The sequence below is a fragment of the Nannocystis exedens genome, assembly GCF_002343915.1.
In the GTDB taxonomy this organism is placed as follows: domain Bacteria; phylum Myxococcota_A; class Polyangia; order Nannocystales; family Nannocystaceae; genus Nannocystis; species Nannocystis exedens.
Map to the genome: position 1 here is coordinate 9816278 of NZ_NETK01000001.1, position 25696 is coordinate 9841973.

19 protein-coding genes are annotated in these 25696 nt (G+C 72.3%); 6 read left to right on the plus strand and 13 right to left on the minus strand.

Features of this window, described 5'->3' with window-relative positions:
• Positions 1–39: 39 nt before the first annotated feature.
• The 7 genes from NAEX_RS38205 to NAEX_RS53390 all read right to left on the minus strand — a co-directional run bounded on the left by NAEX_RS38205 (position 40) and on the right by NAEX_RS53390 (position 9280).
• Positions 40–1722 (minus strand): serine/threonine-protein kinase, encoded by a 1683-nt coding sequence (locus NAEX_RS38205; protein WP_170136359.1) that lies wholly within the window; start codon positions 1720–1722, stop codon positions 40–42.
• A 107-nt stretch (positions 1723–1829) separates the two neighbouring features.
• A complete protein-coding gene (locus tag NAEX_RS38210; RefSeq protein WP_245913893.1) occupies positions 1830–2456 on the minus strand; it encodes an RNA polymerase sigma factor in 627 nt (208 codons plus the stop codon).
• Between the two features lie 54 nt (positions 2457–2510).
• Positions 2511–3053 (minus strand): hypothetical protein, encoded by a 543-nt coding sequence (locus NAEX_RS38215; protein ID WP_096332395.1) that lies wholly within the window; start codon positions 3051–3053, stop codon positions 2511–2513.
• A gap of 772 nt (positions 3054–3825) precedes the next feature.
• Positions 3826–5088: an amidohydrolase family protein gene (locus tag NAEX_RS38220; protein WP_211302545.1), complete on the minus strand. Its 1263-nt coding sequence runs from the start codon at positions 5086–5088 to the stop codon at positions 3826–3828.
• Positions 5089–5105: 17 nt separating this feature from the next.
• Positions 5106–5450, minus strand: a complete 345-nt coding sequence (locus NAEX_RS48880) for a hypothetical protein (RefSeq protein ID WP_143825709.1) — start codon at positions 5448–5450, stop codon at positions 5106–5108.
• A 177-nt stretch (positions 5451–5627) separates the two neighbouring features.
• Positions 5628–8102: a bifunctional aminotransferase class I/II-fold pyridoxal phosphate-dependent enzyme/GNAT family N-acetyltransferase gene (locus NAEX_RS38225; protein WP_170136361.1), complete on the minus strand. Its 2475-nt coding sequence runs from the start codon at positions 8100–8102 to the stop codon at positions 5628–5630.
• A gap of 851 nt (positions 8103–8953) precedes the next feature.
• Positions 8954–9280 (minus strand): hypothetical protein, encoded by a 327-nt coding sequence (locus NAEX_RS53390; protein WP_245914001.1) that lies wholly within the window; start codon positions 9278–9280, stop codon positions 8954–8956.
• Here NAEX_RS53390 and NAEX_RS38230 point away from each other — a divergent pair.
• The 4 genes from NAEX_RS38230 (at position 9255) to NAEX_RS38245 (ending at position 14721) form a co-directional block, all read left to right on the plus strand.
• A complete protein-coding gene (locus NAEX_RS38230) occupies positions 9255–11690 on the plus strand; it encodes a GAF domain-containing sensor histidine kinase (protein WP_245913988.1) in 2436 nt (811 codons plus the stop codon). The genes NAEX_RS53390 and NAEX_RS38230 overlap by 26 nt on opposite strands.
• 367 nt (positions 11691–12057) lie before the next feature.
• Positions 12058–13431, plus strand: coding sequence for a right-handed parallel beta-helix repeat-containing protein (locus NAEX_RS38235; protein ID WP_143141575.1), 1374 nt, complete (start codon positions 12058–12060; stop codon positions 13429–13431).
• A gap of 134 nt (positions 13432–13565) precedes the next feature.
• Positions 13566–13940: a winged helix-turn-helix transcriptional regulator gene (locus NAEX_RS38240; protein ID WP_096332400.1), complete on the plus strand. Its 375-nt coding sequence runs from the start codon at positions 13566–13568 to the stop codon at positions 13938–13940.
• 76 nt (positions 13941–14016) lie between these two features.
• A complete protein-coding gene (locus NAEX_RS38245; RefSeq protein ID WP_096332401.1) occupies positions 14017–14721 on the plus strand; it encodes an FMN-dependent NADH-azoreductase in 705 nt (234 codons plus the stop codon).
• A 215-nt stretch (positions 14722–14936) separates the two neighbouring features.
• Here the strand turns inward: NAEX_RS38245 and NAEX_RS51390 are convergent, their stop codons facing one another.
• From NAEX_RS51390 to NAEX_RS38270, 5 genes are all read right to left on the minus strand, one after another.
• Positions 14937–16112, minus strand: a complete 1176-nt coding sequence (locus tag NAEX_RS51390) for a hypothetical protein (RefSeq protein WP_211302546.1) — start codon at positions 16110–16112, stop codon at positions 14937–14939.
• A 13-nt stretch (positions 16113–16125) separates the two neighbouring features.
• On the minus strand, positions 16126–16908 hold the full coding sequence (locus NAEX_RS38255; RefSeq protein ID WP_096332402.1) for a hypothetical protein: 783 nt from the start codon (positions 16906–16908) through the stop codon (positions 16126–16128).
• A gap of 7 nt (positions 16909–16915) precedes the next feature.
• A complete protein-coding gene (locus NAEX_RS38260) occupies positions 16916–18685 on the minus strand; it encodes a c-type cytochrome (protein ID WP_143825710.1) in 1770 nt (589 codons plus the stop codon).
• 2 nt (positions 18686–18687) lie between these two features.
• Positions 18688–19401: a hypothetical protein gene (locus NAEX_RS38265; protein ID WP_143825711.1), complete on the minus strand. Its 714-nt coding sequence runs from the start codon at positions 19399–19401 to the stop codon at positions 18688–18690.
• Positions 19402–20155: 754 nt separating this feature from the next.
• On the minus strand, positions 20156–20755 hold the full coding sequence (locus NAEX_RS38270) for a hypothetical protein (protein ID WP_143825712.1): 600 nt from the start codon (positions 20753–20755) through the stop codon (positions 20156–20158).
• A gap of 66 nt (positions 20756–20821) precedes the next feature.
• Between NAEX_RS38270 and NAEX_RS38275 the strand changes: the two genes are divergently transcribed.
• Entirely contained in the window at positions 20822–21904 is a 1083-nt protein-coding gene (locus NAEX_RS38275) for a S1/P1 nuclease (protein WP_096332406.1), read from the plus strand.
• A gap of 60 nt (positions 21905–21964) precedes the next feature.
• Here NAEX_RS38275 and NAEX_RS38280 read toward each other — a convergent pair whose 3' ends face one another.
• Complete coding sequence (locus tag NAEX_RS38280) at positions 21965–22864, minus strand: MOSC domain-containing protein (RefSeq protein WP_096332407.1); 900 nt, start codon at positions 22862–22864, stop codon at positions 21965–21967.
• Positions 22865–23229: 365 nt separating this feature from the next.
• On the opposite strand from NAEX_RS38280, the gene NAEX_RS51395 reads away from it, so the two are divergent.
• Entirely contained in the window at positions 23230–25653 is a 2424-nt protein-coding gene (locus NAEX_RS51395; RefSeq protein WP_096332408.1) for a sensor histidine kinase, read from the plus strand.
• Positions 25654–25696: the final 43 nt, after the last annotated feature.

Consider the following 25696-nt stretch of genomic DNA (forward strand, 5'->3'; position numbering starts at 1 on the left):
GAGTCTCGTGGCCTCGCCCGCTCGGACCCGTGAGCCAGCTCAGTCGGTCGTGGCCGGGCCGCACGACGCCTGGTGGTGCAGCTCGCAGGCCTGTCGGCGCGCCGGCTCGACGTCCATGCCGAGCTTCGCGGCCTCCAGGCACAGCTCGGCGTGGCCGGCGGTGCATCCGGCCTCGGCGAGCCGGCGCTGCTCCGCGCGGGCCTCCGGCGCGTCGGCTTCGCCGGCTCGTTGCAGGGTGTACTGCGTCTGCACCAGCGCGACGCGGCAGCATTCCACCTGTCCCGAGAGGCATGCATCGGCCTGGGCGGAGAGGCCTCGCACCGCGCACTTCGCGAGCGGTCGACAACCTGCGACGCCCTGCGCGGCCAGGCCCGGCGGACAGGCCGCGCCCGCCGGCGCCGTACAGTGGCGGGCCCACAGGCAGCGGAATTCGGCGGCGCTGGCCCACGGCATGTCCGGGGCGCTGCGCAGGGTCATCGCCGCCGTCTTGCAGGCGTCGAGGTTGCCGCGGGCGAGCTGCAGGGCCAGGAGGCGGGCCTTCGAGCGGTAGTACTCGCGGCTGCCGGCGATCGCGGCGCCCGCCTCGGCGACCAGCCGCTCGCTCTCGGTAATGTAGGCGGCGTCGGTGAGGGCGGGCGAAGGAGCGAGGCAGAGGCTCGGGACCTGCGCCCGGATCCACGTCAACAAACCGGGGCCGGTCGGCTGCGCCGGGGCGGCGGGCTCGCGCAGCACAGCGGCGACCACGGCGGCGAGGCACAGGGCGCTCGCGCCCGCGGCGACGAGCCGCCAGCTACGCGGCGCGAGCATGCGCCCCAGCTCTTCGATGATCGCGGCCATGTCGGGGAAGCGGCGGTCCGGCTCGCGCGCGAGGCCACGTGCGATCAGCGAGCGGAGCGGCCGGGGGAGCCGCCGCGGCAGCGGGGCCGGCTCCTGGTGCAGCACGGCGTCCATCAGGCCGTCGAGGGTCTCACCGGCGAACGGCCGGGCGCCGACGAGCGCCTCGTGCAAGGCGACGCAGAACGCGAATTGGTCGGTGCGCGCGTCGACGGGCCCGCCGCGGAACTGCTCGGGGGCCATGTACGCGGGCGTGCCGGCGGCCTCGCCGGCGAGCGAGCGCATGGTCGCGTCGAGGCGGCCGGCGTCGGCGAGCTCGCGCGCGCGAATGTCCATACCGTCGGGGCTGGCGATCCCGAAGTCGACGACGCGCACCCTGCCGTCATTGCCGACGAGCACGTTCTCCGGCTTGAAGTCGCAGTGGACCAGCCCGGCGGCGTGGGCGGCCTGCAGGCCGCGAGCCGCTTGCAGGAACCGCTCGAGCACCGCCCGCCACGCGTCGCGCGTCCGGGTGGCGCGGACTTGCTCGAGCCATTCGCGCAAGGTCGTGCCTTCGACGAATTCCATCGCCACGAAGAAACGACCCTCGTGATCGCCGGTGCCGAACACGGTGACGACATTCGGGTGGGCCAGGCGGGCCAGCGCCCGGGCTTCGCGGCGGATCCGCTCGACCGCGCCGGTGAGCTCGGGGTGCATCAGCTTGAGCGCGATGTCCCGCCCGAGCTCCGGATCGTGGGCGCGGTAGACGACCCCCATGCCGCCGGCGCCGAGCCGGCTGGCGAGGCGGTACGGGCCGATGTGCAGCGGCGGCGTGGTCGCGCCGAACAGGGCGGCCTTGAGGCGCTGTGCGAGCAGTCGATCGGCCAGCTCGGTGTCGTGGTGAGCCAACGCGGGCAGGATGCCGGGGGGGCGCGAGGCTGGCAAGCGCGAGGCGGGCTGCGTGGGCGAGTGCGACGACATGGCGGAGCTGCACTGTCGTCCCCGAGCGGCTGCGGTCAATTGGTAAATTCGTCGCCGTCGCCGCGCAGCGCTCGCGCCCAGTCGTCGAGGCCGCTGAGCGTGCTCTCGAGCAGCGGGCGCGAGGTGGCGAGTCGGCGCAGCTGCTGCGTCAGCAGTTCGCGGGCGCGGCGGAGCCGGGTCCGGATCGTGCCTTCCGGTTCGCCGAGCAGCTCGCCGATCGCGGCCGCCGTCAGGTCCTCCCAGAAGTACAGCTCGAGCACGACCTGGAATTGCAGCGGCAGGCGGCGCAGGCCCGCGAGCAGCAGCCGCTCCTCGGCGCGCCGCGCCAGCAGGGCGCTCGGGCCCGGCGCGAGGTCCTCGACGCTGACGTGCTCGACGTCGACGGGTCCGCGGCGCCGCGCGGCGTAGTGCTTCTGGACCTTGTGATAGGCGATGCCGAGCAGATAGGCGCGCAGGCTGCCCTCGCCGCGGTAGCGCTGGCCCGCCTCGAGGCAGGCGAGGAAGGTCGACTGGACCAGGTCGTCGACCTCGGCCTCGCGCGCGACCTTGCTGCGCACGAACCGGGCGACAGCCCGGAAGTGGCGCTCGAACAGCGCCGACCCCGCGGCGCGATCGCCCGCGCACCAGGCCGCGAGCAGGATCGAATCGGAGGGTTCGTCCATCGCCCGGGCATGCTCGCACGAGGGGTCCGGGCGGTCAAAGCGCGACGGACCGCGTCAGCCGCACGCGGCCTCGCCCGGGCACGCCGGCCCGGCGAAGCCACCGGAGAGGACGCCGCCGTCGGGTAGTTTCAGCGCGTAGGTGCCGGTGACGGCCTGCTCGTCCCACGCGGTGATCGTGACGCGACCCGACCTGGCCCCAGCGGGCCCCGCCGACTGCAAGAAGGCATAGCCGCCGCCGTCGTCGAGCTCGTAGGTCCCCGGCGCGAGCGGGCCGCCCTGGAACACGAACACCAGCAGTTCGGTCGCGGTCGGGTCGGCGTCGCAGCGAGGCGCGGCGAGGCCGATCCGGATCCGCACCGCCTTGCCGCCGCCGGGCGCGCAGGCGGCTTCGAGGCGCGCGTGGGCCGGCGGTGAGGCGAGCTCGGCGGCCGCCGGCGCGGCGGCGTCTGAGTCGACTCTGTCGGAGTCACCGGCTGCGGTCGAGGCCTGCTCGTCGGTGTCGGCGACGTCGTCGCCAGGGACCGGGCCGTAGTTGGCGACGTGGCTGCAAGCGGACGAGGCGAGGAGGAAGAGGGCGAGGATTCGTGAGGCGGGCATCGAGCGTCTCCGTCCGCCGTGGTCCCTGGGAGCGGCAAATCAATTGGACGAGATGCAGCGCGCATGCGCGGGCGCGGTCTCGCTCGTGCCGGTGCGCCGCCGGCGAGGCCCTGTCGAGCTCACCGCTCGTCGAGCTGACACGCGGGCTCCCATTACGTGGGACGACTCGTCCCGGGCAGCATGTCCGCGCCGTCGAGGTCCGCCAGCAGCCTCGGCTGGAGCTCGATCGAGTCCTCGTCCCCCCCCGACCCTGACGCCTCGGTGCTCGTCTACTTCAAGAACCAAGGCCTGCTCCAGATGCACGGACGCTGCTTTGACGATCCTGAACGTCGAGGCGCTCAGGCGTCGCGCCCCACAACGACCAAGCGTGCTGCGGGCGCAGGCCGGGCGAGCGGCTACAAGCCGCCCAGGTCCTTCAGAACGAGCTCTTTCCCCGCGACAACACGGCCTGAGCCTCCCCACGTGTCACGGCGGGCGAACAGCTGCTCCGCGGGGTTGTCCCCCGCGTGGGGGCGAGGCTGAAGATGCCCCGGTGGACCGGCAAGAATAGGCCGCCGCCGAGCAGCTCGTGGGCCGCGAGGGCGCGCTCGGGGCCGACGCCCCGGCGCGCGAAGCCGGCGGCCTCGGGCGCGTGGGCGGGCCTGGCGGCGTGGCTACGGTGATGCTGTCGAGTCGTTCGCGGGGAAGTGACCCGGAGACCGCAGAGACTGCCGGGTTCGCCGCGAGCGAGGTCCGAAACGCGGCGTGTGGAGGTTGACCCGTCACGAGTTCGTCACGGCAGCGCGCGCTCGACCTCGACGCCGAGCTTCCAGATCTTCCGGATCGCGCGCGTCGCCAGGATGTCCGTGGTCGGGTCGCCGTCGACCAGCACCAGGTCGGCGCGCAGCCCGGGCGCGATCCGGCCGCGGTCGCCGAAGCCGAACGCGTCGGCCGGCGCCGACGTCGCCGCGACCAACGCCTCGGTCGGGGTCAGGCCCGCGTCGACGAGCAGCTCGAGATCGCGGTGGATGCTGACGCCGTGGGTCGCGAGGTCGGTCCCGGCGAGGATCGGCACTCCGGCCTCGTGCAGCGCGAGCACGTTGTCCTGGGCGATCTGCAGGTTCTCGAGCGTCAGCACGCTCGGCGGCCCGGGAAACAGCAGGTACTCCTTCTCGAGCTCGGTCAGGTATGGGCCGAGGTCGGGGTCCGCGATGATCGTGGCGCCGCCGTCGGTGGTGATGAACGCCTCCTCGGCGGCGAGCGTACCGACGACAAAGATCCCCTTCGCCACCGCCAGCTCGACGAATTGCGCTGTGGCGAGCTCGTCGACGAATACGTGGACGAGGCCGTCGACGCCGTTGCCGACCGCCGAGAACGCCGGCGCCTGCTTGGTGATGTGCGCCATGCTCAGCATCCCGCGCTTCTTCGCCTCCTTCGTCAACGCCGCGATGGTGGCGTCGCTGAGCACGGGGACCGGGGGGCCGGTCAGGGTGCCGTCCTCAATCATGATCTTGAGGTGGTTGGCGCCCTCCTTGACTCGATCCTTGACGAACTTCTTGGCCCCCTGCGGGCTGTCGACCGTCGGCGATTCGATGACGTCCGGGGTCCAGTTGTAGGGATACCCCTCGGTGACGGTCGCCGGGTGAATCGCGCTGAACACATCGGCGCGGTCCGGCGCCCCGGTGCTCTCCTGCTCGGCCGTCATCGCCTGGATGAAGGCGAGGTCGGACCACATGTCGAATTCGGTCGTCACGCCGAATTGCGCCGCGCGCTCGAGGTCGCCGCGTTGCCACGCGTGCGCGTGGCTGTCGAGCATGCCCGGCATCAGCGTCGCGCCGGCGCCGTCGATCGTCGGCGTGCCCTGCGGGATCATCACCTCTGGCCCGACCGCCGCGATCTCGTCGTCGACGACGAGCACGGTGGCCTTGGCGATCACCTTGTCGCCGTCGAACACCCGCACGTTGGTGATCGCGAACGATTGCGAGCAGGTCAGATGCGCGGCCTCGGCGGAGCTGGTGGTCGTACCGAGGGCAAAGGCGAGGGCGAGCGATGTCATCAAGGTGTCGTGTCTAGTCATAGGATTCGCTTCCGGATCGCGGCCGCGCGAGCTCCACCCGACCATTCAGGTCGATTGAGCGGATGTCGATGTAGTAATCGCCGACCGTCTCGCCGGTGGTAGCGTTCGCAGGTCGCGATCGGGAACCGGTGCCCCACGCGCGCTATCTCACTGGTGAACGCGCGCCGCTCGAGTCCGCCGTGCGTCGTCGGGAAGCGCCGCAGCAGCGCGGGCCACGGCCCGCCCGGGTCGATCTCGAGGGCAAGATAGCCGGCGTCGCGCGGGCGCAGCGTGGCGATCTTGGCGAGCACCGAGATGCCCGTGAGCCGCCGGAGCCTGGCGCGCCAGGCCTCGAAGGACATCTAATGAAGCCTAACGGCCGCGGGCCGGGCGGTCGAGGCCGTCATGCTCGGACGAGGGCGAGCCCGTGGCTGGGCTTGCCGAGGTCGCGCGTCGCTCCTCGCCTCACTCGGGCTCGCATTTGTCACCGCTATCGGATGACTTGGAGGCATGCTACCCGCGACGGCCGCATGATCGGTCTACGAGCGACCGGCGCTGCGCAAAGCCGTTTGCGTCACGAACTCCTGCAGGCGGGTCGCCGCGTAGGCGTCGTCTGCTCGCACGAGCGCGAGCGCGGGCGAGGGCGTGGCGCCGAAGCGCGTCTTCTCCTGGCCGGCTCCCATGCCGAGGTGCAGGCGCTCGCAGCTCAGCTGGCCCGCGCGGCGGACCAGCTGCCACAGCAATTGGCGATAGGGGTTGATCTTGCCGGCGCGGAAATCGTCGTAGTCGACGCCGCAATACAGGGCGCGGTACTCGCGGCCGGCGGGGCGCGTGGCGGCCCACGCGACCACCGGACCGCCCCGGCGCCGCAGCAACACGAACTCCCACGAGCCGCTCTCGAGATGAGCGCGCAGCAGCTCCGGCGGGAGGGGGAAGATGTTGATCCGCAGGTTCTTTGCCGCCATCCGGCGGTAGAGCGCGTACAGGTGGCCGAGCTCGTCGTCCGACGCGGCGCTGCGGCCGTCCCACACTTCGACCTCGAACAGGGGCGCCTGCTCGTGGACGGCTCGGACGTGCCGTCGCTGGCCGTGGCTCGGCAACGCGGCGATGAATGCCTCCTCGCCGCGCCAGTCGAGCGGCACGAGGTAGCGCTCGAGCAGCGGGACGGGCACGAAGCCCTGACCGGTCAGGACGCGCACGAGCTCGGGGTCGTCGGCGAGATCGCGGAGGACCAGGGTGCTGCAGCCCTGGGCCTTCATCTCGGCGACGCCGGCCTCGGCGAGGGCGATCAGTGCGGCGGCGCGGCCCGGGCCGGGGGCGAGGAACATGTGCTCGCCTTCGGAGGCCATGTTGCCCATCACGACCGCGCGCGAGGTGAACAGGTACGGATCGGCGACGCGCTCGCGCTCGAGCGCCGCGCTGACGGCCGCGCTCATGAAGGTGTCGTCCTTCATCCACACCGTGGTGAACGGCGCCGCGGCGACGACCTCGTCGCCCCGGCGAACGAACACGTAGCGGAACGACCAGCGGTGCTCGCGGCGCGCGTGGTCGTCGTGGAACACACGCTCGGCCGCCCGCATCGAACGCGTATCGATGTACGACAAGTCGCCGACGAGCGCGTCCCAGAGCCCGGCGTCGAGCCGATCGATGCTCGCGTGGGTCTCGACGGTGAGCGCGTCGGCCGGCGCGGCGTGTCGCTCGGGCAGCTGCTGCACCGCGGACGCGAGAGGACGCGCGGCGCGGAGGAACGACGGGAGCACGCCCTCGAACTGCTCCGCGACCTCGTCGCGCGTCACCCCGACGGCGGCCAGCACTTCCGGCAGGTGCTCGGCGATCGCGTGGAACAGGGCGTCGACCTGCGCCGCGCTGTGGATGGCGTTGATGGCGATCCGCAGGCCGCCGCGGCTGGCGGGGACGGCCGGGAAGCCGGACACGTTGACATGGAAGCCCTGGTCGCGCAGCCGCTCGGCCATCTGGTACACCGCCTCGACGCGGCCCAGGGCGATGAAAAAGATCGGCGCCTCGTTGGCGATGACGAGCGGGATCGCCAGAGTCCGGCACAGCGCGTTGGCCTGGGCGATCCGGTCGCGCAGCGCGGCCTGGAGCGTCGCCAGCTCGGGGCTCAGGTGGATCCGCGCCGAGGCGATGCTCGCCCCGAGGTCGCCCGGGCGCAGCGGCCCCGAGAACGAGAACGGGCCGCCGACCAGGCGCGCGGTCTCGAGAAGGCGGCGGTCCTGGACGACGACGACGCCGCCGCCGGTGGCGAAAGCCTTGGCGAGCGAGGTCACCAGAACGACGCGCTCGCCGAGCGGGAAGCGCGACAGCAAGTGCCCGCAGCCGCGCTCGCCGGTCCAGCTCATCCCGTGGGCGTCGTCGATGAACAGCCGCACGTTGGGCGCAACGGCCAGCAGGTCGTGCAGGAAGCCGGCGGGCAAGAAATCACCGTACATCGAATAGACGCCGTCGCACGCGAACCATACGTGGTGGTGCGTGCGCGCGAGCCGGCCGACGATGTCGAGCGCCCGCTCGAGCTCGCCGTGCTTCACGACCACCTTGACGGCGCCGCTGCGCGCGCATTGCAGGGTGATCGCGTCGTCGACCGAGCGGTGGACCTGGTGGTCGCAGACGACCGCGTCGTTCTCGGCCAGCAGCGCCGGCATCACGACATGGTGCGCGATGCTGGTGCTCGGCAGCAGCAGCACCCGCGGCACGCCGAAGATGCGCGGCAGCAGGTCCTCCTCGAGCTCCGGATAGAGCGGGCAGGACAGGTAGCCGCGGCTGAACGACGTCTGAGTGCCGTAGCGGCGGTAGGCCTCGACCCCGCCGTCGATCAGCCGTGGGTCGAACTCCAGGCCCAGGTACGAGCAGCTGCCGAACGACAGCAGTCGCTTGCCGGCGACGCTGATGTGGCGGTCGTCGAATCGCGGGTCCTCCGCCGCCAGGAAATAGTGCCCGCGGTCGCGGCCGTGGCTGTGTACCTGGAATATCGCTTCTCGAAAACTAGATGCGTCCATCGATGGTGGCTTGATAGCAGAGCGCGAGTGCGCCGCACGAGGCAGATTTCCCCTGTCCGTCCCTGATGAATGGCCCGATCGGTGCTTGCGGACGCTTCCGTCGCGCGCTCCGCACTTGGCGCGACGGGGCCGGCGAGCTCGCGCAGGTCCGATGATTCGCGGGCACGAAGTTTGCGACATGTCGATGCAGCGAGTGGTTCCTCGGCCGCGCCATGAACTCATGAGCCCCGCGATCGGTCGGGAGACGATCTGCGCGCTCGCGTCACCGCTGCGCCGGTCCGGCCGCGAGCATCGGCGACAGCTTGAGCGGTCTCGGTGTATGCGCTGGCGGAGCAGGACCGGGTCGCGGCCCGGGCGTGCGGCGCGGAGCCGGCGCCAAGAGCCTGGGTGCTAAGCCGAAGGATGCGGTGAGGAGGCGTGGCCGAGGGGCCGGCCTCGCAGACGACGCCCGTTGCTGTCAGATTCGTGAGGAATGTCGGCGGGAGCGGGGTGTGCCGGTGCATGTGCGAACCCTTGGGCGCAACACCGCGTGTCGCTGGATCGTCTCGGACGCGAGTGGCGAGCGTGGTCTCATCGCAGTGCGTCCAGCGACCCGGTTCGGAACCGCGAGATGGCGAAGCGACGACGCGATCCCACCGCTGCGTGGAGCTCGCGCAGGGCCCGCACCCGGGCGGGCGCCCTCGGTACCGTTCCGAGCTGCCGAGGTTGTCCGGCGCGCGGGACGGCGGGTCATCGCAGGCGTGCGGTCGGGGCGCACCGGTGCCGAGGGCGCCGGACCGACGAGCACGAACGCTGGACATGCACGAGCATGCTGCGACACGCCCCTGGTGCGGTTGAGACGGGCCTCCCGTTCACGCTGCCGGGAGGCGGTTCTGCGAGGTATGGAAGGCGCCTGTAGCGGCGGCGCTGCGGAGCCGCGCCCGCCGCGAGTCGTGCGCGAGCGTCTGAATGTGGGATAGTCCACCGGCAGTGCCCATGACCACGAAAGGCTCGGCGCTGGACACGGACATGGAGCCGATCCACGAGGATCGTTCGCCCCGAACGTCGAGTCCGGCCGAGCGCGACCCGGAGAGCACGTCGACGAGAGAGCGACAGAGCCGCGAGATCCGCGACCAGCGCGAGTTCGTGGACCAACTGTCGCGCAACCCGGCGATGATCGACGGGAACGTCGAGGCCATCGCTCAGCTCATCACCGAGCCCTGCGCGCGTCTGCTCGCCGTCGAGCGGGTGAACGTCTGGCTGTTCGACGACACCGAGACGCAGCTCCAGTGCATCGATCAGTTCAACCTCTCGACCGGTGAGCATTCCTCCGGAGGGATCCTCCACGAGCACGAATTCGTGGAGGAGTTTCAAGCCCTCAAATCTTCCCTGTACGTCGATGCGAGCGATCCATACACCGATCGCCGCACCGCGGGCTACGTCGAGGGGTACCTCCGGCCGAATCGCATCACCTCCATGCTCGACGCGGTGATCCGGTTCGGCGGCCAGAACCTCGGGACGATCTGCTTCGAGCACGTCGATAAGCCGCACGTATGGCAGCAGCACGAGATCGACTTCGCCTGTATGATCAGCATCCAGCTGTCCATCCTGCTCGAGCGCCGGGCACTCCGGCGCACCGAGGAAGCCAGGCGCGAGATCCAGGCGCGGCTCGAGGCGACGCAGGAGCTCGATGCGCTCAAGACCCAGTTCCTCGCCAACGTCAGCCACGAGCTCCGCACGCCGCTGACGCTGCTGCTCGGCCCCGTGGAGGGCCTCCTGTCCGGCGTACGCGACGCCCCCACCGAATGGCAGCGCGAAGAGCTCGGCACCGTCCGTCGCAGCGCTTTGCGCCTGCTCGATCACGTCAATGCGCTCCTCTATTTCGTGCGGGTCGGGGCCGGCCAGGTGGACGCCGTCTTCGAGCCCACCGACCTCGCCGCCCTGACGCGGGAGCTCGTCGGGCTGTTCGAGTTCGCGGCCGCGAAGGCGCAGATCCGCCTGCAGGTCTCATGCGAGTCGCAGCCCGAGCCCGGGTACGTCGATCGCTCCATGTGGGAGAAGATCGTCTGCAACCTCGTCGCGAACGCGCTGAAGTACACCTTCGTCGGCGAGATCGATGTGGTGCTGCGGCGGGTCGGCGATAACATCGAGCTCAGCGTACGGGACACCGGGATCGGGATCCCCCCGGAGGCGATGCCGCACATTTTCGGGCGGTTTTACCGCGTCCGGGGCTCGCGAGGGCGGTCGGCGGAAGGAGCCGGCATCGGTCTGGCGCTCGCCAAGGAGCTCGTCGAACTGCACGGCGGGACGATCCGCGCCGAGAGCACGCCGGACTGCGGATCGATCTTCACGGTCCAGATCCCCCGCGGCCACGCGCACCTCCCGGCCGAGCGCCTGGCTCCCGCTGCTCTTGCCGTCGAATCGCGCGAGGCCCCTTCGTCCGTCGATACGGCGCCCTGGTGGCTCCCCGGCGCCCCGGCGCCTTGCGAGCCGCCGGGCACGGTGCGCGAGCGTTCGCAGGAGCCCGAGCGCGCCCTGCGTCCGCGCATTGTCGTCGCCGACGACAATGCCGAGATGCGCGCCTATCTCATGCGGCTGCTGAGCGATCGTTACGCCGTGGAGGCGGTCGCCGACGGCGCCGAGGCGCTGGCGGCAGTACGAGCGCGTCCTGCCGATCTGGTGATCAGCGACGTGATGATGCCGCGCCTGGACGGTCTGGACCTGCTCCGGGCGCTGCGCTCCGAGGCGTCCACGAGCTCAACCCCGGTGATCCTGGTGTCGGCGCGCTCGGGCGAGGAATCCGCTGTAGAGGCTCTCTCCGCCCACGCGGACGATTATCTTTGCAAGCCATTCTCGGCGCGCGAGCTCCTCGCGCGCGTCGGCACGCACCTCGAGCTCGTGCGCACGCGCCGAGCGGCCGCCGAGTCCGCGCTCAAGGACGTCTTCCTCGGGACCGCGGCCCACGAGCTCTGGACGCCGCTCACGAGCCTCAAGCTCCGGGTCCAGCTCCTGCAGCGCAAGCTCGAGGAGCCGGGGGGGGTCCAGACGGCGGCGAAGATGCTGTCCGGCATCGACCGCTCCATCGCGCGCATGGAGGAGCTCACGCAAAAGCTCCTCTGTGTCAGCGCCATCCAGTCGGGGCAGCTCGCGGTTCACCGCGAGCGCAGCGACCTCGTCGCGATTTGCCGCGAAGCAGCCGCCGAGGAGTCCGCGGCGTACGACCGGGAGGTGATACTCGAGCTCCCGCGCGCACCCGTCGAGGCGTTCGTCGATCGCGGGCGAATCGGCGAGGTCCTCAAGTGTTTGCTCTGCAACGCCCTCAAATTCTCGCCGTGCGAGCGCCCTGTCACGATGGCGCTCCGCGAGCAGGGCCCGGAGGCCGTGTTCGTGGTTCGCGACCAGGGGCCCGGCATCCCACCCGAGGAAGTGCCTCATATCTTCGATCGGTTCTACCGTGTCCCGGGAATTGACGTCCAGGTCGGATCGAGCGTCGGACTCGGCCTCGGCCTCTACATCGCCAGCGCCGTCGTGAAGCAGCACGAGGGACGAATCGAGGTCGAGACGAACCCCGGTCAGGGCAGCACGTTCCGGGTCACGCTGCCGCGGTAACGACCATGGAGCGGGTGCCGGTCGCATCGAGAACGAAGACGATCTCGAGGCGGCGGCGCCCGGCAGGGGTCGCGGTCGCGACGGGCGGTTGTCTCGTCGCTCACGCTGCTGTCGGTGCTGTCCTCGCCGCCGATTTCGTCGCCGCTGGCCCCTCCGCCCGCGGTCGGCAGCATCGCCGCCAGCGCGACCGCGCCGCTCCGGCGCGCGCGATGCCCAGGCGCTCGCGCAGGCCGCCCCGCTCGCTCCTTCACGCCAGACCGAAGCGCTGCGTCGCTCGTGACGACATTGCGAGCAGGTCTGCGGCCTTCGGCACCCATCCCGATTTCATATTGACATCGGATCGGTCCGCTCATAGTTTCTCGCCGCCATGTCACTATTGCTTCAAAGCATCCATGCGCCGATCTCGACCTGCATCATCGGCGCGACGCTGCTCGCGTGCTCGTCCTCGCCGAACACCACCGACGACGGGAGCACCGGTAGCAGCAGCGGCAGCGAGACGGGCACCGCCGACACCGGGAGCAGCACGGCCGACGACAGCCTCTCGCCCACGACCGCGAGCGACACGGAGGGCACCACCGCCCCGACTTCCTCCGACAGCGAAGGGGCCACCGACGCCACCGCTGGTTCGACCGGCGACACGGACAGCACCGGCGACAGCAGCAGCGGCGGCACGACCACGGGCGTCGACGAGGAGCCGCCGTCGACCACCTTCGACGAGCGCGCCTGCACCATCTTCGTCGACCAGCTCACCGGCGACGACGGCAACTCCGGCAAGGCCAAGGACCAGGCGCTCGCCACGATCCAGGCGGCGACCGGCATCGTCGCCGCGGGTGACACCGTCTGCGTGTACCCCGGCGACTACGGCGCCTTCAAGAACACCGCCCACGGGACCGCGGACGCGCGCATTCACTACGTCTCGGTCGAGCGCTGGCAGGCCAAGGTCTCCGCCCCCACCATCCCGCTGCAGAACGTCGGCGACTACGTCGACATCGACGGCTTCGAGGTCACCACCACCGACGAGAGCATCGGCCTCGGCATCTCCAACGGCGACGGCAAGCTCGCCAATCACTGCCGGATCTTCAACAATCATGTGTACGGGATCGTCGCCAAGACCCGCGGCGGCAGCGGCGGCGCGGGCATCCTCTCGGCCGGCTGGGTGTCCGACAAGCCGTATCAGGGCGAGGACGTCGAGATCTTCAACAACGTCGTGCACGACATCGGCAACCCCGGCGAGAACGCCGGGTTCGTCCAGGGGATCTACGTCTCGCACCCGCACGCGAAGGTCTACAACAACATCGTCTACAACGTCTCCGGCTGGGGCATCCACGGCTGGCACAACGCCAACTACGTCACCGTCTCCAACAACCTGACCTCGAACACCGACGGGATCGTCCTCGGCAACGGCGACTCGCCGTGCGGCCAGATCACCTGCGAGTTCACCGACTATTACGTGACGAACAACATCCTGTACGCCGACCGCATCGGGATGGTGCTGTACGACGGGCCGAATCACCTGGTCTCCCACAACAATTTTTGGATGACCGACCCGAGCGGCGACCACGCCACGACGGACGATCCGCAGCTCGTCGGTTATGCGCTCGACCCCAGCGGCGACTTCCACCTCGGCCCGATGAGCCCGATGATCGACGCCGGCAGCCCCGAGTACGCTCCGGCCTTCGATCTCGACGGCAAGGCCCGCCCGAAGGGCGAGGCGCCGGACGTCGGCCCCTACGAGCGCTGAGTCCCGGTCGGCGGCGGAGCTCGCGTCGGCGTGGTCGAGCCTCACGTCGCGTGGAGCAGCGACAGCGGCGGTGCGAGGTCCGCGAGGTCCGCGCCGCGGTTGTCGCGCCGCTGCGGCCGGGGTAGCGTTGCGGGATGAAGTCCCTCGCCGATTACGAGCAGAAGTTCGACCGGCTCCACGAGGACTGCCCCGTCCGCGCCGCGCTCGACGTCATCCGCGGGCGCTGGAAGCCGTCGATCCTGTACGAGCTCAAGGACGGTCCGCGGCGCTTCTCCCAGCTGCAGGCCGCGCTCGCGGGCATCACGGCCCAAGCGCTGACGGTGCAGCTGCGCCAGCTCGAGGCCGACGGGGTCGTCGTCCGCACCGTCCACCCGGAGGAGACCCCGTTCCGCGTCGAGTATGCGCTCAGCGAGGCGGGGAAGACGCTGTCGGGCGTGCTGGACCAGCTCGAAACGTGGGGCGTGGGCTACCTCGCGCGCCGCGGCACGCGACGGACGCGAGTCGCCTGAGCCGCTCACTTTTCGGTGAGTGACTCAATATTTTACGACGAGGCGCGCAGCGAGGGCCGCCGCTACATTCCTCGCCATGCACAAGCTCCTCGTCGTCGATGCCAGCGGGCGTGTCACCCGCTCGATCACCCGTCGCCTCACCCGCCGCTTCGCCGAGGTCTGGCGCGCGCACGAGCCCGGCGGTACGGTCGTCCACCGGGACGTCGGGCTGGACCCGCCGCCGCCGGTCGACGAGCCGTGGATCGCGGCCGCGTTCGCAGATCCCGCGGCCCGCTCGGAGGAAGGGCGCGCGGCCCTGCGGCCGAGCGAGGTGCTGATCGACGAGCTCGACGCGGCCGATGCGATCGTGATCGGGGCGCCGATGTACAACTTCGGGATGCCGGCGCAGCTCAAGGCGTACTTCGATCAGGTGATCCGCGTGGGCCGCACGTTCGACTTCGACGCGGCGGCCGCGGAGCCCTACCAGCCGCTGCTGCGCGCCCGCCCGGTGGTCGTGATCACCTCCGTCGGCGACGGGGCCCTGAACCCGGGGGGCGAGCTGGCGCACCTCAATTTCCTCGAGCCGCACCTGGCGACCTGCCTCGGCTTCATGGGCCTGACCGACGTCACGTTCGTCCGCGTCGGCTTCGACGAGTTCCAGGACGGCCGCTTCCGGGCCTCGATCGCGGCGGCGGAGGCCGAGGTCGAGCGGCTCGCCGCGCGGCTCGCCGCGCGACCGGTCGCGCCTGGCGTCGTGAGCGGTGAAATGGGAGCGAGGCACTTCCTCGGGGCGGTGGGGTGAGACGTCGCCGCAGCCGGCGTGGCGACCGTCGCTCGGGTCCTGATGCGGGCGCTGCGGCGAGACACGGTCCTGAGGCGCTGCCGCGATCCGGCGTGAGCGACGACCGGCGATCGAGCCGAGCGCGCGGCTGAACTTCAGGACATGCGCTTTTCGCAATGTTTTATAGGACATGTCCGGAGGAGCATGTCTCTGGGGTCCGCCGCGGCGAGCAGGGGCTAGAAGCGGATCTGCAGCCCGCCGCTCCACCCGCCGTAGGGCGTGCGCGTCACCGACGGGGCGAGCCGGTGCTCGCGGAGGGCCTTCTGGAAGGCGTTCCGGCGCTGGAGGCCGCGCGAGATCATCGGGATGCCGCCGCCGAGGCCGCCGGCGCCGATGACCAGCATCGGCAGGTGGAGTTCGACGCACGACGGGCAGATGCCGAGGAACACGACGCCGGTGATGAAGAGCGGGCCGCCGAGCGCGGTGAGGACGCTGCCGCCGGCGATGAGGCCGCTTCCGGTGCTGGCGGGGAGCGGCGGGGGGACGTGGGCGCGCAGCGAGGCGACGCCGCTCTTGGGGATCACGAGGATCTGCCCCGAGCTGGAGTCGATCAGGGTGAACGTCTCGACCTGAACGGCGCCGACGCGCCCGCGGAGGACCTTGCCGCCCTTGAGCTCGACGACGACGTCGAAGCCGTCGACGCCCTCCCAGGCGGCGTCGGTCACTGCCGTGTTCACGTCGACGGCGGCGCCGTACGCCGGGGGCGGGGCCGGCGACGGAGGCGGCGCGGCGGACTCGGGCTCGGTCGCGGGCGGGGGCGGGGAGGCGGGCGACGACGCGAGCGGGTCCGCGGGCGCGGGCGCGGGCGCGGGTGCCGTCACGGGCGCGGGCTCGGGCTTCTTCGCCACCTCGCGCGCGGTGGGCCGGCTCGCGGGCGCCTGGACGGGCGGCTGCGGGGCCGCGGGCGCCTGCGCGAGGGCGGCGGTCGGCAGGGCGAGGGCGAGGCAGCCCGCCAGCACCTGGGCGGCGCGTCGGGGCCCGGCGCCGCGCGCGGGGGGGACGTGGGCGATCCAGCCGAAGGTCGTCGGGCGGACGGACCAATCGCCGAGGTCGGGGAGCCGATGGTCGTACCCGGGGGCCGGGATCCCGAACTCGGGCTGGCGGAAGAAGAGGACGAGAGGGTCGTCGGGATCGAGGGTGCTCGCGCCGGGGAGCACGCCGAGCTCGTCGTCGAGGAGCGGGTCGACGTCCGGCGAGGCCGAGCGCGCGAAGGCGGCGGCGTCGGGCGGCGCGAGCGGGTCGGCGACCGGCGCGGAGGAGCGCAGGAAGGCGGCGACGTCGGGCGGCGCGAGCGGGTCGGCGGCCGCGTCGTCGCGGAAGCGCAGGTGGAGCTCGGAGGGCCCTGACACCATCATCGGGAGGGTATCACCGCCGCCCGAAAATGTCGGCCACCAGTTTGGCTTCGCCGACGGCCCGCCGCTCGAGGACCATCGGGCGCAGCGCCCGGTCGACGGCGTTGAGCCGCTCGATGAAGCTCGCGCTCAGCGGGCGGCCGGCGTCGATGCAGGCGTAGAGCTCGTCGAAGACCTCGAGGTGGCGCGCGTCGACGCCGTCGGCGAGGGCGCCGTCGGCCGCGCCGCCCGGCTGGCGCTTCCGCTCGGGCTGGACCACGCGGGCGGCCGCCGCCGGATCGCCGCGGCCGATCCACGCCAGCACCTCGGCGGCGACCCGCTCGGGGTCGCGGAGGAAGCTGTCGTAGGAGACGACGTGGGCCGGGTAGCCGCGGATCGCGAGGTCGCGGATCAGCGCGAAGTTGGAGCACCACCAGTCGAGCGCGGGCGGCAAGCCGGCGTCGCCGCCACCGAGGCGGCGGATCGAGGCGACGTACTCGCGCCAGTCGCGGACGGTGGCGATGCAGCGGTCGAGGAAGGCGACGTCGCTGCGGACGAGCCCGGGGATGAAGACTTTGACGGCGTGGTCGCGGGTCGCCTGCGGCGCCAGGTAGGCGCCGGTGAGCGGGTGCGGATTGGTCCGATAGTTGATGCCGCCCATCAGCTCGGACTCGAAGAAGCCGTCGGGGTTGGCGTCGCGGAGGAGCTCGCCCCAGCCGGCCGGGAAGCGCTCGCCGATGCACGGCAGGCCGGCCGCGACCAGCACGTGCATCCACATCGACGTGCCGGATCGCTTGGTGCCGGTGACGACGATCATGCGCGGGTCAGAGCTCGCGCAGGTAGGCCGCGATCGCGTCGACGTCGGCGTCCGGGGCGGTCGTCCCGCGCGTGGTCTCGACCATGTCCTGGATCGCCGCCTCGAGCGTCGCGGCGCGGCCGTCGTGCATGTACGGCGGGTGCAGCGAGATCCGCCGCAGGGTCGGGACCTGCTTGGCGACGCCGGCGATCCGCTCGGTCCGCTGGCCGCCGAAGGCGGGGCCGTCGTGGCAGGTCGCGCAGCCGTAGGAGACGAACAGCTTCTCGCCGGCGGCCGCGAGCGCCGGATCGGCGCTGCCGGCGGCAAGCGCCGGTCGCTGCTGCTCGAACATCCACCGCGTGAACGAGTCGCCGCGCTCCGGGGACTGGCGCTTGCCGCCCATGCGATGGGCGAGGACCTCGGCCATCAGCACGTCGAAGTCGGCCATGTCGCCGTCCCAGTGGTACGGGGCGGTGTCGCGGAGGCCGACGTCGAGCGCCTGGGTGCGCCGCGGGCCGAGGCCGGCGAAGTCCCAGACGTGGCCGTCGTCGGTGCCCTCGGGGTGGCACGAGGCGCAGCTGAGGCCCGAGTCGGTGGCGCGGTGGAAGATCTCGTGGCCGGTGTCGAAGCGCGGCTCACCGACGAGCGGGATGGTCGCGAAGCCGCCGCCGGGTGCACCGTCGTCCATGACGACGATCTGCGCGGGCTCGCGGCTCTGCACGACCAGGCGGCCGTCCGCGGCGTAGGCGACCGCGGTGACCTGGCCGTAGTCGTTCTCGTCGAAGCTGCCGCAGCCGGGCTGGTCGGGGTCATCGACCCGCAGCGCGCTGCGGGCGGGGTCGAAGGAGACGCTGTCATCGCGGCCAGGTCGCTTGGACTCGACCCGATCTTCGGGGCGGACGACGCCGGGGACCGCCATCGCCACCATGCCGTCGGACGACAGCGCGGCGTCGACGGTGAGCCTGGAGCCGAGCAGCGGGGTGGTCCGGACTTCGTTGTCGGAGAAGATCGTGATCGCGGCGCTGACGAGGCCGAGATCGCAGACGCCGCCGCCGCCGTAGGGCGCGCCGCCGTCGGGGAGCTCGTCGGGGCCGGGGTCGATCGGGACGGGCTTGATGCTCGCCATCTGGTGGAGCATCGCCACGTCGCCGAACTCGGTGACCCAGGTGCGCCAGGCGACGTGGGGGAGGAAGTCGGCGGTGGGCCGGACCGCGAGGCGGGTGCCGTCGAGGCCGAGGACCGCCGCCTCGCGGAACAGCGAGACCTTGACCTCGCCGCCGACGATGAGGACGTCGCGCAGGTCGGGCTCGAGCTCCCACCGCTCCTGGACCGCGCCGGCCTCCGAGAGGCGGAGCAGCGAGCCGCCGGCGCAGGCGACGTAGAGCGAGCTGTCCTCGTCGTGGAAGGCGATGCCGCGGGGCTCGGGGCAGAGGCCGTGGCGCGCGGTGACGGTGCCCTCGTGCGGGTCGATGGTGGCGATGCCGCCGGCGCCGCGGAGGACGACGTGGGCCAGGCCGTCGCTGCCGAGCGCGACCCGGTGCGGCTGATCGCCGGGCTCGAGGGCGATGGTGTGGCGGACCTCGCCGGCGTCGAGGTCGACGACATGCACGAGGTCGCGGTCGGGGTCGGCGGCGATCGCAATGCCGTCGTCGGTCAGCGTGAGCGTGCCGCCGAGGATCGGCGGCGGGCGGACGGTGGATTCGACGACCGGCGAGTTGTCGAGCGGATCGAGATCGATCGCGTCCTGGCAGCCCGTCAAAACCAGCGAGCACACGGCGAACAAGCGAAGATAAGTCATCATCATAACCCTCTCGATCGGGCGCGGCGCGGTTTCGCCCTGCCGACCCCAATGTCGAAGTGTAGCCCAACCGCGAAGCCGATGCGGTAGGGGATCCGCTTCCAGACCTCGACTCCCCGGCGCTCATAGGTCCGGGTGCGGACGCTGAAGCCCTGGAGCAGGGCGAGGCTGAACCCGACCCGCCCGGCGCTCCAGGCGAACTTGAGGGGGAGCTGAAAGTCGGGGTCGACGCGGTGGACGAGGCCCAGGTCCGTGGCGGCCCGGTGGACGAGGAGGCCGGCCGTGAGGCCGACGCTGCCGTAGACCGAACGCCGACCCAGGCGCCGCCGGGCGACGAAACCGGCGCCGATCGGGAGGTCGATGGCGTCGACGATGCCGCGGTCGGGAGCGACGACCACGCCGACGTGGAAGGTGCCGGAGAAGCCTTGCAGGCGCCCGGCCTCGAGGTTGACGAGGACCTGCGCGTCGGTGGTCCGGCTCCGCCAGACGGGGCCCGCGAGGAGATCGATCCGGACCGCGCGGAGCGTCCGCGGATCGGTGGGGGCGGTGGGGGGCAGCGCGGGCCCGGAGCCGAAAGGTGCGAGGGGCGTCGCCGAGCCGACCGGGGGACGAGTGCCCCGTTCGAGAGGCGTGAGGCCGTCGGTCGGGAGCGACGAGGGGGCGGCGTCCGGCGCGGCGAGGGTGCCCGCGAGCGGGGCGACGCCGTCCGCGGGCACGGGCGACGCGGGCGCTGCGGGGCCGCTCCCGGGACCGAGAGGCGCGGCCCCCTGGACCGGCATGGCCGCCGTTTCGCGGGAGGCGAGCGGATCGCGGAGGGGAGCGCCGGCGCGGTCCGGGAGCTCGCGCGGCCCCGAATTCGCGGCCGCCTCGCCCCGCGCAGCGCCGTCGTCCGCGGGCGACGCCGGCGGCCCGAGCACGAGCACGACGAACGCGATGGAAGAGAGCCAGAGCATGCCGGCGACACGGGGTCGCTCGTTCACTCTACCGGACCTTCACGGCGATGTGCCCGTGAAGCGGGTGTCGCGGCCACGGGTGCGCCCGCCCGCGCACCAGGCTCCTCGCGCCCTCCGGTTGCCACGGCGCGCGGCGGGCATGCGGGCCCGGCCTCGCAGGCGGTCCGTGCCTCTCGGTCAGGTCTCGGCCCCGCCGAGGGTGGCCACGAAGGGCTCGCGGACCGCGACACGGGTGTCGCGGTGACGCTGGCCTGCTCGCGGCAAGATCTCGCCCGGCAGGGATTGCGTGAGCGCCATGCTCGATCGTCCCGCGCGACGCCGACGAGGCTCGGCCCGGTCGAGCGCCAGGTGGCATGATCCCAGGATCGCCATCGATCTCGGCGAGGAGGGCCAGCGGACGAACTGGCGGATCCAGGCCCGGGAGGTCGCTCGTCGGCGCGGCGCCGAGCCGGCGCAGCCCCGCGTGGATGCGCCGGTCCGCGGGTGGCCGATCGAGCGCGCACGCGAGGTCGCGCGGTCACGACGCGGGCGGCCGCGTGCGCGCGAGCAGGTGCTCGAGCGCGACGACGGTGTCGAGCTTGCCGAGGTGGGCGAAGGCGACGCGGAGCCAGCGGACCGCGGTCTGCGTGTACGTGGGCGAGCCGCGGGCGAGCTTCGATCGCAGGCCCTCGGGCAGCTCGAGCGACGCCGCGTCGAGCGTGCCGACGTCGTGCTGCACGTGGAAGACGTGGCGGTCGTTGCAGTCCTGGCGGGTGGTGAGGCGCAGGCGGACCTCGACGCGGCGGCCGTCAATCTCACCGGCGAGCTGGATCACGGCCGGCGCGGCGCGCACCACCGCGAGCCCGGGGAAGCGGGCGCGGAGGGCGTCGCGCCGGGCCTCGGCGGCCCGGGCCCGCCGCTCGCGCCAGGGCCCGGCCTGCTTCACGCGGGCGACGCAGGCCGGGCAGAGGTGGCCGTAGGCGTGGCCGACGAAGCCCGGCTGGCGATCGACGATCGGCGCGACGGCGGAGCAGAGCCCGCACTTCGGCACGAAGTCGGGCATGCACGCGGTGCAGACCCACCAGGCGTCGCGGTGGCGCTGCGGCACGGTCGCGCAGCGGTGGCCGTAGTAGGGCATGGCGCGCGCCATTGTGGCAGACCCGCGGCGCCGGGGCTGCGGTAGCATCCGCGCGCGGAGGAGCGAATGCGCGGGAGGACGGCAGCGAGGTGGACGATCGCCGCGGCGATCGTCGCGGCCCCGGGGACGGCCCGGGCCTGGAACGAGAGCGGGCACCGGATCGTCGCCCGGATCGCCTGGGACGAGCTGACGCGGGCGCAGCAGCTGTTCGCCTCGGAGCTGCTGGTCCGTCACCCGCGCTTCGCCGAAGACTTCGCGGCCCGCATGCCGCCCGAGATCGCGGCCCGCCCGGCCGACGACGCCGAGCGGCGGCAGTGGGTGTTCATGCACGCCGCGATCTGGCCCGACCTGCTGAAGGGCGCGAACCGGCAGCTGGCGGACAAGATCGCGGCGTTGCCGGTTGGGGCGGAGAAGGCCGAGCTCGAGCGCCGGCTCGCCGACGTCAAGCGCTACGACAACCCGACGTGGCACTACGACAACAAGCCGATCCACGTCGACCCGTACGCGCTGCCGGCCGCGGCTCCGCCCGCCGCGCGGCCGGTCGGGGTCCAGCAGGCGCTGCCGAACGCGCTGCGCGAGCTCGAGGACCGCAGCCTGTCGGCCGAGCGACGGGCGGTCGCGCTGGCCTGGGTGCTGCACCTGGTCGGCGATTCGCACCAGCCGCTGCACTCGGCCGCGCTGTTCTCGGCGCGGTACCTGCCGCAGGGCGATTTCGGCGGCAACGCCTTCATCGTCGCGCCGCCGGGCCCGGCCGGGACGACGCCGACGCGGCTGCACGCGGTGTGGGACGACCTGCTCGCCGACGATCCGAAGACCGAGCGCGCGGTCAAGCGCCGCATCGTCGCGGCCAACCCGCGGCGGAGCCTGAAGGCGGAGCTGGCGGGCTCCGACGATTCGGCCGGGGTGGAGGCGATGGTCAATCTCTGGCTGGACGAGAGCTTCCGCGCCGCCGACTCGAGCGTGTACGACGCCCGCCTGCGCGCCGCGCTGGTGGCCCCGCCGAAGGCCGGCGCGACCTCGCCGTTCCCGGTCGCGCTCGACCGGCGCTACCTGCAGGCCTCGCGCGTGCTGGCGATGCGCCGGGCGGCGCTGGCCGGCTATCGCCTCGCGGACTGCATCGGCCGGGCCGAGAGCCGCGCCAGGCCGTGACGCGGGGCGCGTGAGGGGCGAGCGCGATTGCCATGACATGTCTTTTGGGTCATGTCATTATCATGACATGACTGTCGGGTGCGCTTCGGGACATGTCGCCGCGGGCATGCCCGATCGCACATGTTTTTTAAGCTGGCGCCGCGCCGGCCAGCAGCGCCTGCACGCGGGCCAGCGAGGTCGCGATCGCGGCGGAGGGGGGCCGGCGTCGCCCTCGGGGACCAGGACGTCGCCGACGCGGACGCGCCCCGGCGCGCGCGTCTCCGCGTAGGCGCCGGCGCAGGCGTGGCGGCCGAACGGGCCGAGGTCGAACTCGTGGTGCTCGGCGAGCGTCCGCAGCGTCCGCGGGTCGGCGGGGAGCTCCTCGTGGGCGCGGGTGACGACGACGCAGCGCGGGGTCGGCAGGCCGACCGCCAGCGTCAGGCCCGAGGGGCCGCGGAGGTCGCGGCCGAGCAGCGCGTCCTCCGAGAAGGCGCCGGGCGCGTCCCCGTCGTCGAGCAGGAAGTTGGCGCGGAAGCGGCGGACGTCCCAGTCGACCTCGGGCTGTAGCGCCCGCAGGTGCGCCAGGGTCCGGGTGGTCAGCACGTGGACGGGGGCGAAGTCCTGGTGGCGGCCGGGCGCGGCGAAGCGGCCGGGGGCGTCGTGGGCGGCCTGCAGGCGCACGCGGCGGCCGAGCAGCGACGACAGCGCCGGCTCGACCTCCGCGCCCTCGACGACCTCGCCGTCGGGCAGCGTCACGCGCAGCGGCAGCGGCTCGTCGCGATCGGCGAGCAGCGCAGCCCGACAGGCGCGCAGGGCCGGGTGCGTCGGCCCGCGCTTGTTGGCGATCCTCTCGCCGGTGTCGACGTCGACCGCCACGTATCGCCGATCGCCGACGCAGCCCGCGTGATCGACGTAGGTCTCGGGCAGCGACTCGCCCAGCATCGCCTTGACGGGGTAGCGCCAGATCGCCAGGACGCCCATGGTCTCCTCCGCCGCCAGCGTACCGCGGGCGGCCGGGCGGACGAGATGTCCGAAGGGACATCTGGTGACAGGACAGGTCGGCGCTGCGGGGCCGCCGCGGTGCGCGAAATGACGCGGACCGCCGATGCGGACGCGGCCGCCGCAGCGGACCGCGTGGCCCGAATTCGCAGCACGCGGGCCCCGGATCGGCGGCCCTGGCGGTGCCCGCAATCGGGGCACGGCCCATCCTCAGGCGCTGGATCCCGCGTACGGTGAATCCGGCGCAGAGGCGTTCATCGGGCCTGCTCCGAGCCTGCGGGCGGCGGCGGTCCGGCGCCCGACACGCGGGCGGTCATGCCCGGGCGGATCGTGATACGTAGGGGCACTTGTCCGTCCGCCCGCCACTGCTGCTCCGACAGCACGTCTGGCGCGCCTTCCTGCGGGTCGCGCTGCTCCCGTTGTTGCTCGTCGAGATCGCGCTGATCGCCGTCTACTTGCTGGCGAACGTCGCGGGCACGCGCGAGAACCTGGCGGCGGTGCGCGAGATCGCCGACGCCGAGCTGGCGCGGATCGCCGTCAGCAAGGCGGCGATCATCGACGGCCAGCTCGCCGGGGTGCGGCAGATGGCGACGCTCTACGCCCGGCAGACCCAGGAGGCGCTGGCGCGGCCGTACGAGCTGACGCCGGAGCAGCGGGCGACCTACAAGACCTCGCCCGACGGCGTCTTCTACACCGAGCCCGGCGCGCCCGGCAGCTCGGTGTACTACAGCGCGGCGACGCCGATCGGGCCGGCCGAGCTCGACAAGGTCGCGCGCACGGCCCAGCTCGACCCGGTGATGCGCGACATCCTGGCGAGCAATCCGCTGATCGTCCAGCTGTACTTCAACTCGTTCGACTCGATGAACCGGATCCTGCCCGCGGTCGACAGCCTGGCGCAGTACGGCGCGCGGATGGACATCCCCTCGTACAACTTCTATTACGAGGCCGACGCCAGGCACAACCCGGCGCGCGAGGCGGTGTGGACCGACGCGTACGTCGATCCGGCGGGGCAGGGCTGGATGGTGTCGTGCATCGCCCCGGTGTACCGCGGCGACTTCCTCGAGGGCGTGATCGGCCTCGACATCACCACCAAGACGATCATCGCCGAGGTGCTCGAGCTGCAGCTGCCGTGGAACGGCTACGGCGTGCTGATCGGCAAGGACGGCGTGCTGCTGGCGCTGCCGCCGGCGGGCGAGGCCGAGTGGGGCCTGCGCGAGTTGACCGAGCACTCGTACACCGAGGTCATCACCCAGGACACCTTCAAGCCCGACGACTTCAACCTGTTCAAGCGGCCCGACCTCGCCGTGCTGGCCGAGAAGATCCGCGGCGCGCCGCAGGGCGTGGCCGCGGTCGACCTCAAGGGCCCGCACGTGGTCGCCTGGGGCACCGCGGCGCAGACCGGCTGGACGCTCCTCATCGTCGCCCCCGAGCGCGACATCTACGCCCAGGTCACCAGCCTCGGCGACCGCCTGTTCCGGATCGGCGGCTGGATGGTCTTCGGCCTCATCGCGTTCTATTGCGGGTTCTTGTGGTTCATCGCCCGGCGCGCGCGCCAGATCTCCGCCGAGGTCGTCACGCCGCTGCTCGCCATCGACGGCCTGGTGCGCCGGATCGGCGCCGGCGAGTACGTGGTCGAGCCGCCGCCGATCGTGATCGCCGAGCTCGATCACAGCGCCCACGCCGTGGCCGAGATGGGCCGGCAGCTCGGCGCCGCCTACCACGAGGCCGAGGTCGCCCGCGACGGGGCGCAGCGGGCCTCGCAGCTCAAGTCGGAGTTCCTGGCGACGATGAGCCACGAGCTGCGCACGCCGCTCAACATCGTCATCGGCATGAACGAGCTCTTGCGCGAGGACGTGACCGACCCCGAGCTGAAGCGCTACACCGACGCGATCGACAGCGCCGGCCGCGACCTGCTGCGGATCGTCGAGGACATCCTCGACCTGTCGCGCATCGAGGCCGGGCACATCGAGCTGTCGACCGCGCCGTTCGACCCCGCGGGCCTGGTCGAGTCGGTGGTGCTGCTGTTCACGCCGCAGGCGCGGGCGCGCGGGCTGCACCTGGCGGTCGCCGTCGATCCGGCGCTGCCCGCCGCGATCGTCGGCGATCAGGGGCGCATGCGGCAGGTGCTGTTCAACCTGGTCGGCAACGCCATCAAGTTCACGCCGCGCGGCGACGTGGTGGTGCGGGCGCGGCGGGTCGAGTCGCGCCTGCGCGTCGAGGTCGAGGACACCGGCATCGGCATCCCCGAGCAGGCGCGCGAGCGGATGTTCCAGCTGTTCACGCAGGTCGACGGCTCCTACGCGCGGAGGCACGGCGGCACCGGCCTCGGGCTCAGCGTGTGCAAGCGGCTGGTCGAGCTGATGGGCGGCTCGATCGGCTATCACAGCGAGGAGGGCGAGGGCTCGCTGTTCTGGTTCGAGCTGCCGCTGGTCGAGCAGGCGCCGGCCGCCGAGATCTCGCCGTTTACGGGGCTGTGCGCGCGGATCGTCGGTGCGAGCTCCCCGTCCCGCGACGCACTGGTGGCTACATTGCGACATCTCGGCCTCACCGTCGAGCGCGCGAGCGAGCCCGCGACGCCGATCGAGCCGCGCGTCGACGTCTGGATCGCCGAGGGCGACGCCGCTTGCCCGCCGCTTGCCGTGGCCATCGCCCTCGGCGACGGCGCGCCGCCGCGGGGCTTCGTGGCCACACTCGCCGAGCCGTTCACGCGCGAGGCCGTGCGAATCGCGCTCGCCACGGCTGTCCGGACGATGTCGCCACGTCCGGCCTGAATCGAGGCCAGGGCGATCACCGTTGCGAGCGTTTCGGTCCTGG

Bases quoted from the DNA above. Each gene is read 5' to 3' on its own strand.
- NAEX_RS38210 (WP_245913893.1), bottom strand. From the start codon at position 2,456: ATGGACGAACCCTCCGATTCGATCCTGCTCGCGGCCTGGTGCGCGGGC.
- NAEX_RS38215 (WP_096332395.1), bottom strand. From the start codon at position 3,053: ATGCCCGCCTCACGAATCCTCGCCCTCTTCCTCCTCGCCTCGTCCGCT.
- NAEX_RS38220 (WP_211302545.1), bottom strand. From the start codon at position 5,088: ATGACATCGCTCGCCCTCGCCTTTGCCCTCGGTACGACCACCAGCTCC.
- NAEX_RS48880 (WP_143825709.1), bottom strand. From the start codon at position 5,450: ATGTCCTTCGAGGCCTGGCGCGCCAGGCTCCGGCGGCTCACGGGCATC.
- NAEX_RS38225 (WP_170136361.1), bottom strand. From the start codon at position 8,102: ATGGACGCATCTAGTTTTCGAGAAGCGATATTCCAGGTACACAGCCAC.
- NAEX_RS38230 (WP_245913988.1), top strand. From the start codon at position 9,255: ATGATCGACGGGAACGTCGAGGCCATCGCTCAGCTCATCACCGAGCCC.
- NAEX_RS53390 (WP_245914001.1), bottom strand. From the start codon at position 9,280: ATGGCCTCGACGTTCCCGTCGATCATCGCCGGGTTGCGCGACAGTTGG.
- NAEX_RS38235 (WP_143141575.1), top strand. From the start codon at position 12,058: ATGTCACTATTGCTTCAAAGCATCCATGCGCCGATCTCGACCTGCATC.
- NAEX_RS38240 (WP_096332400.1), top strand. From the start codon at position 13,566: ATGAAGTCCCTCGCCGATTACGAGCAGAAGTTCGACCGGCTCCACGAG.
- NAEX_RS38245 (WP_096332401.1), top strand. From the start codon at position 14,017: ATGCACAAGCTCCTCGTCGTCGATGCCAGCGGGCGTGTCACCCGCTCG.
- NAEX_RS51390 (WP_211302546.1), bottom strand. From the start codon at position 16,112: ATGGTGTCAGGGCCCTCCGAGCTCCACCTGCGCTTCCGCGACGACGCG.
- NAEX_RS38255 (WP_096332402.1), bottom strand. From the start codon at position 16,908: ATGATCGTCGTCACCGGCACCAAGCGATCCGGCACGTCGATGTGGATG.
- NAEX_RS38260 (WP_143825710.1), bottom strand. From the start codon at position 18,685: ATGACTTATCTTCGCTTGTTCGCCGTGTGCTCGCTGGTTTTGACGGGC.
- NAEX_RS38270 (WP_143825712.1), bottom strand. From the start codon at position 20,755: ATGCCCTACTACGGCCACCGCTGCGCGACCGTGCCGCAGCGCCACCGC.
- NAEX_RS38275 (WP_096332406.1), top strand. From the start codon at position 20,822: ATGCGCGGGAGGACGGCAGCGAGGTGGACGATCGCCGCGGCGATCGTC.
- NAEX_RS38280 (WP_096332407.1), bottom strand. From the start codon at position 22,864: ATGGGCGTCCTGGCGATCTGGCGCTACCCCGTCAAGGCGATGCTGGGC.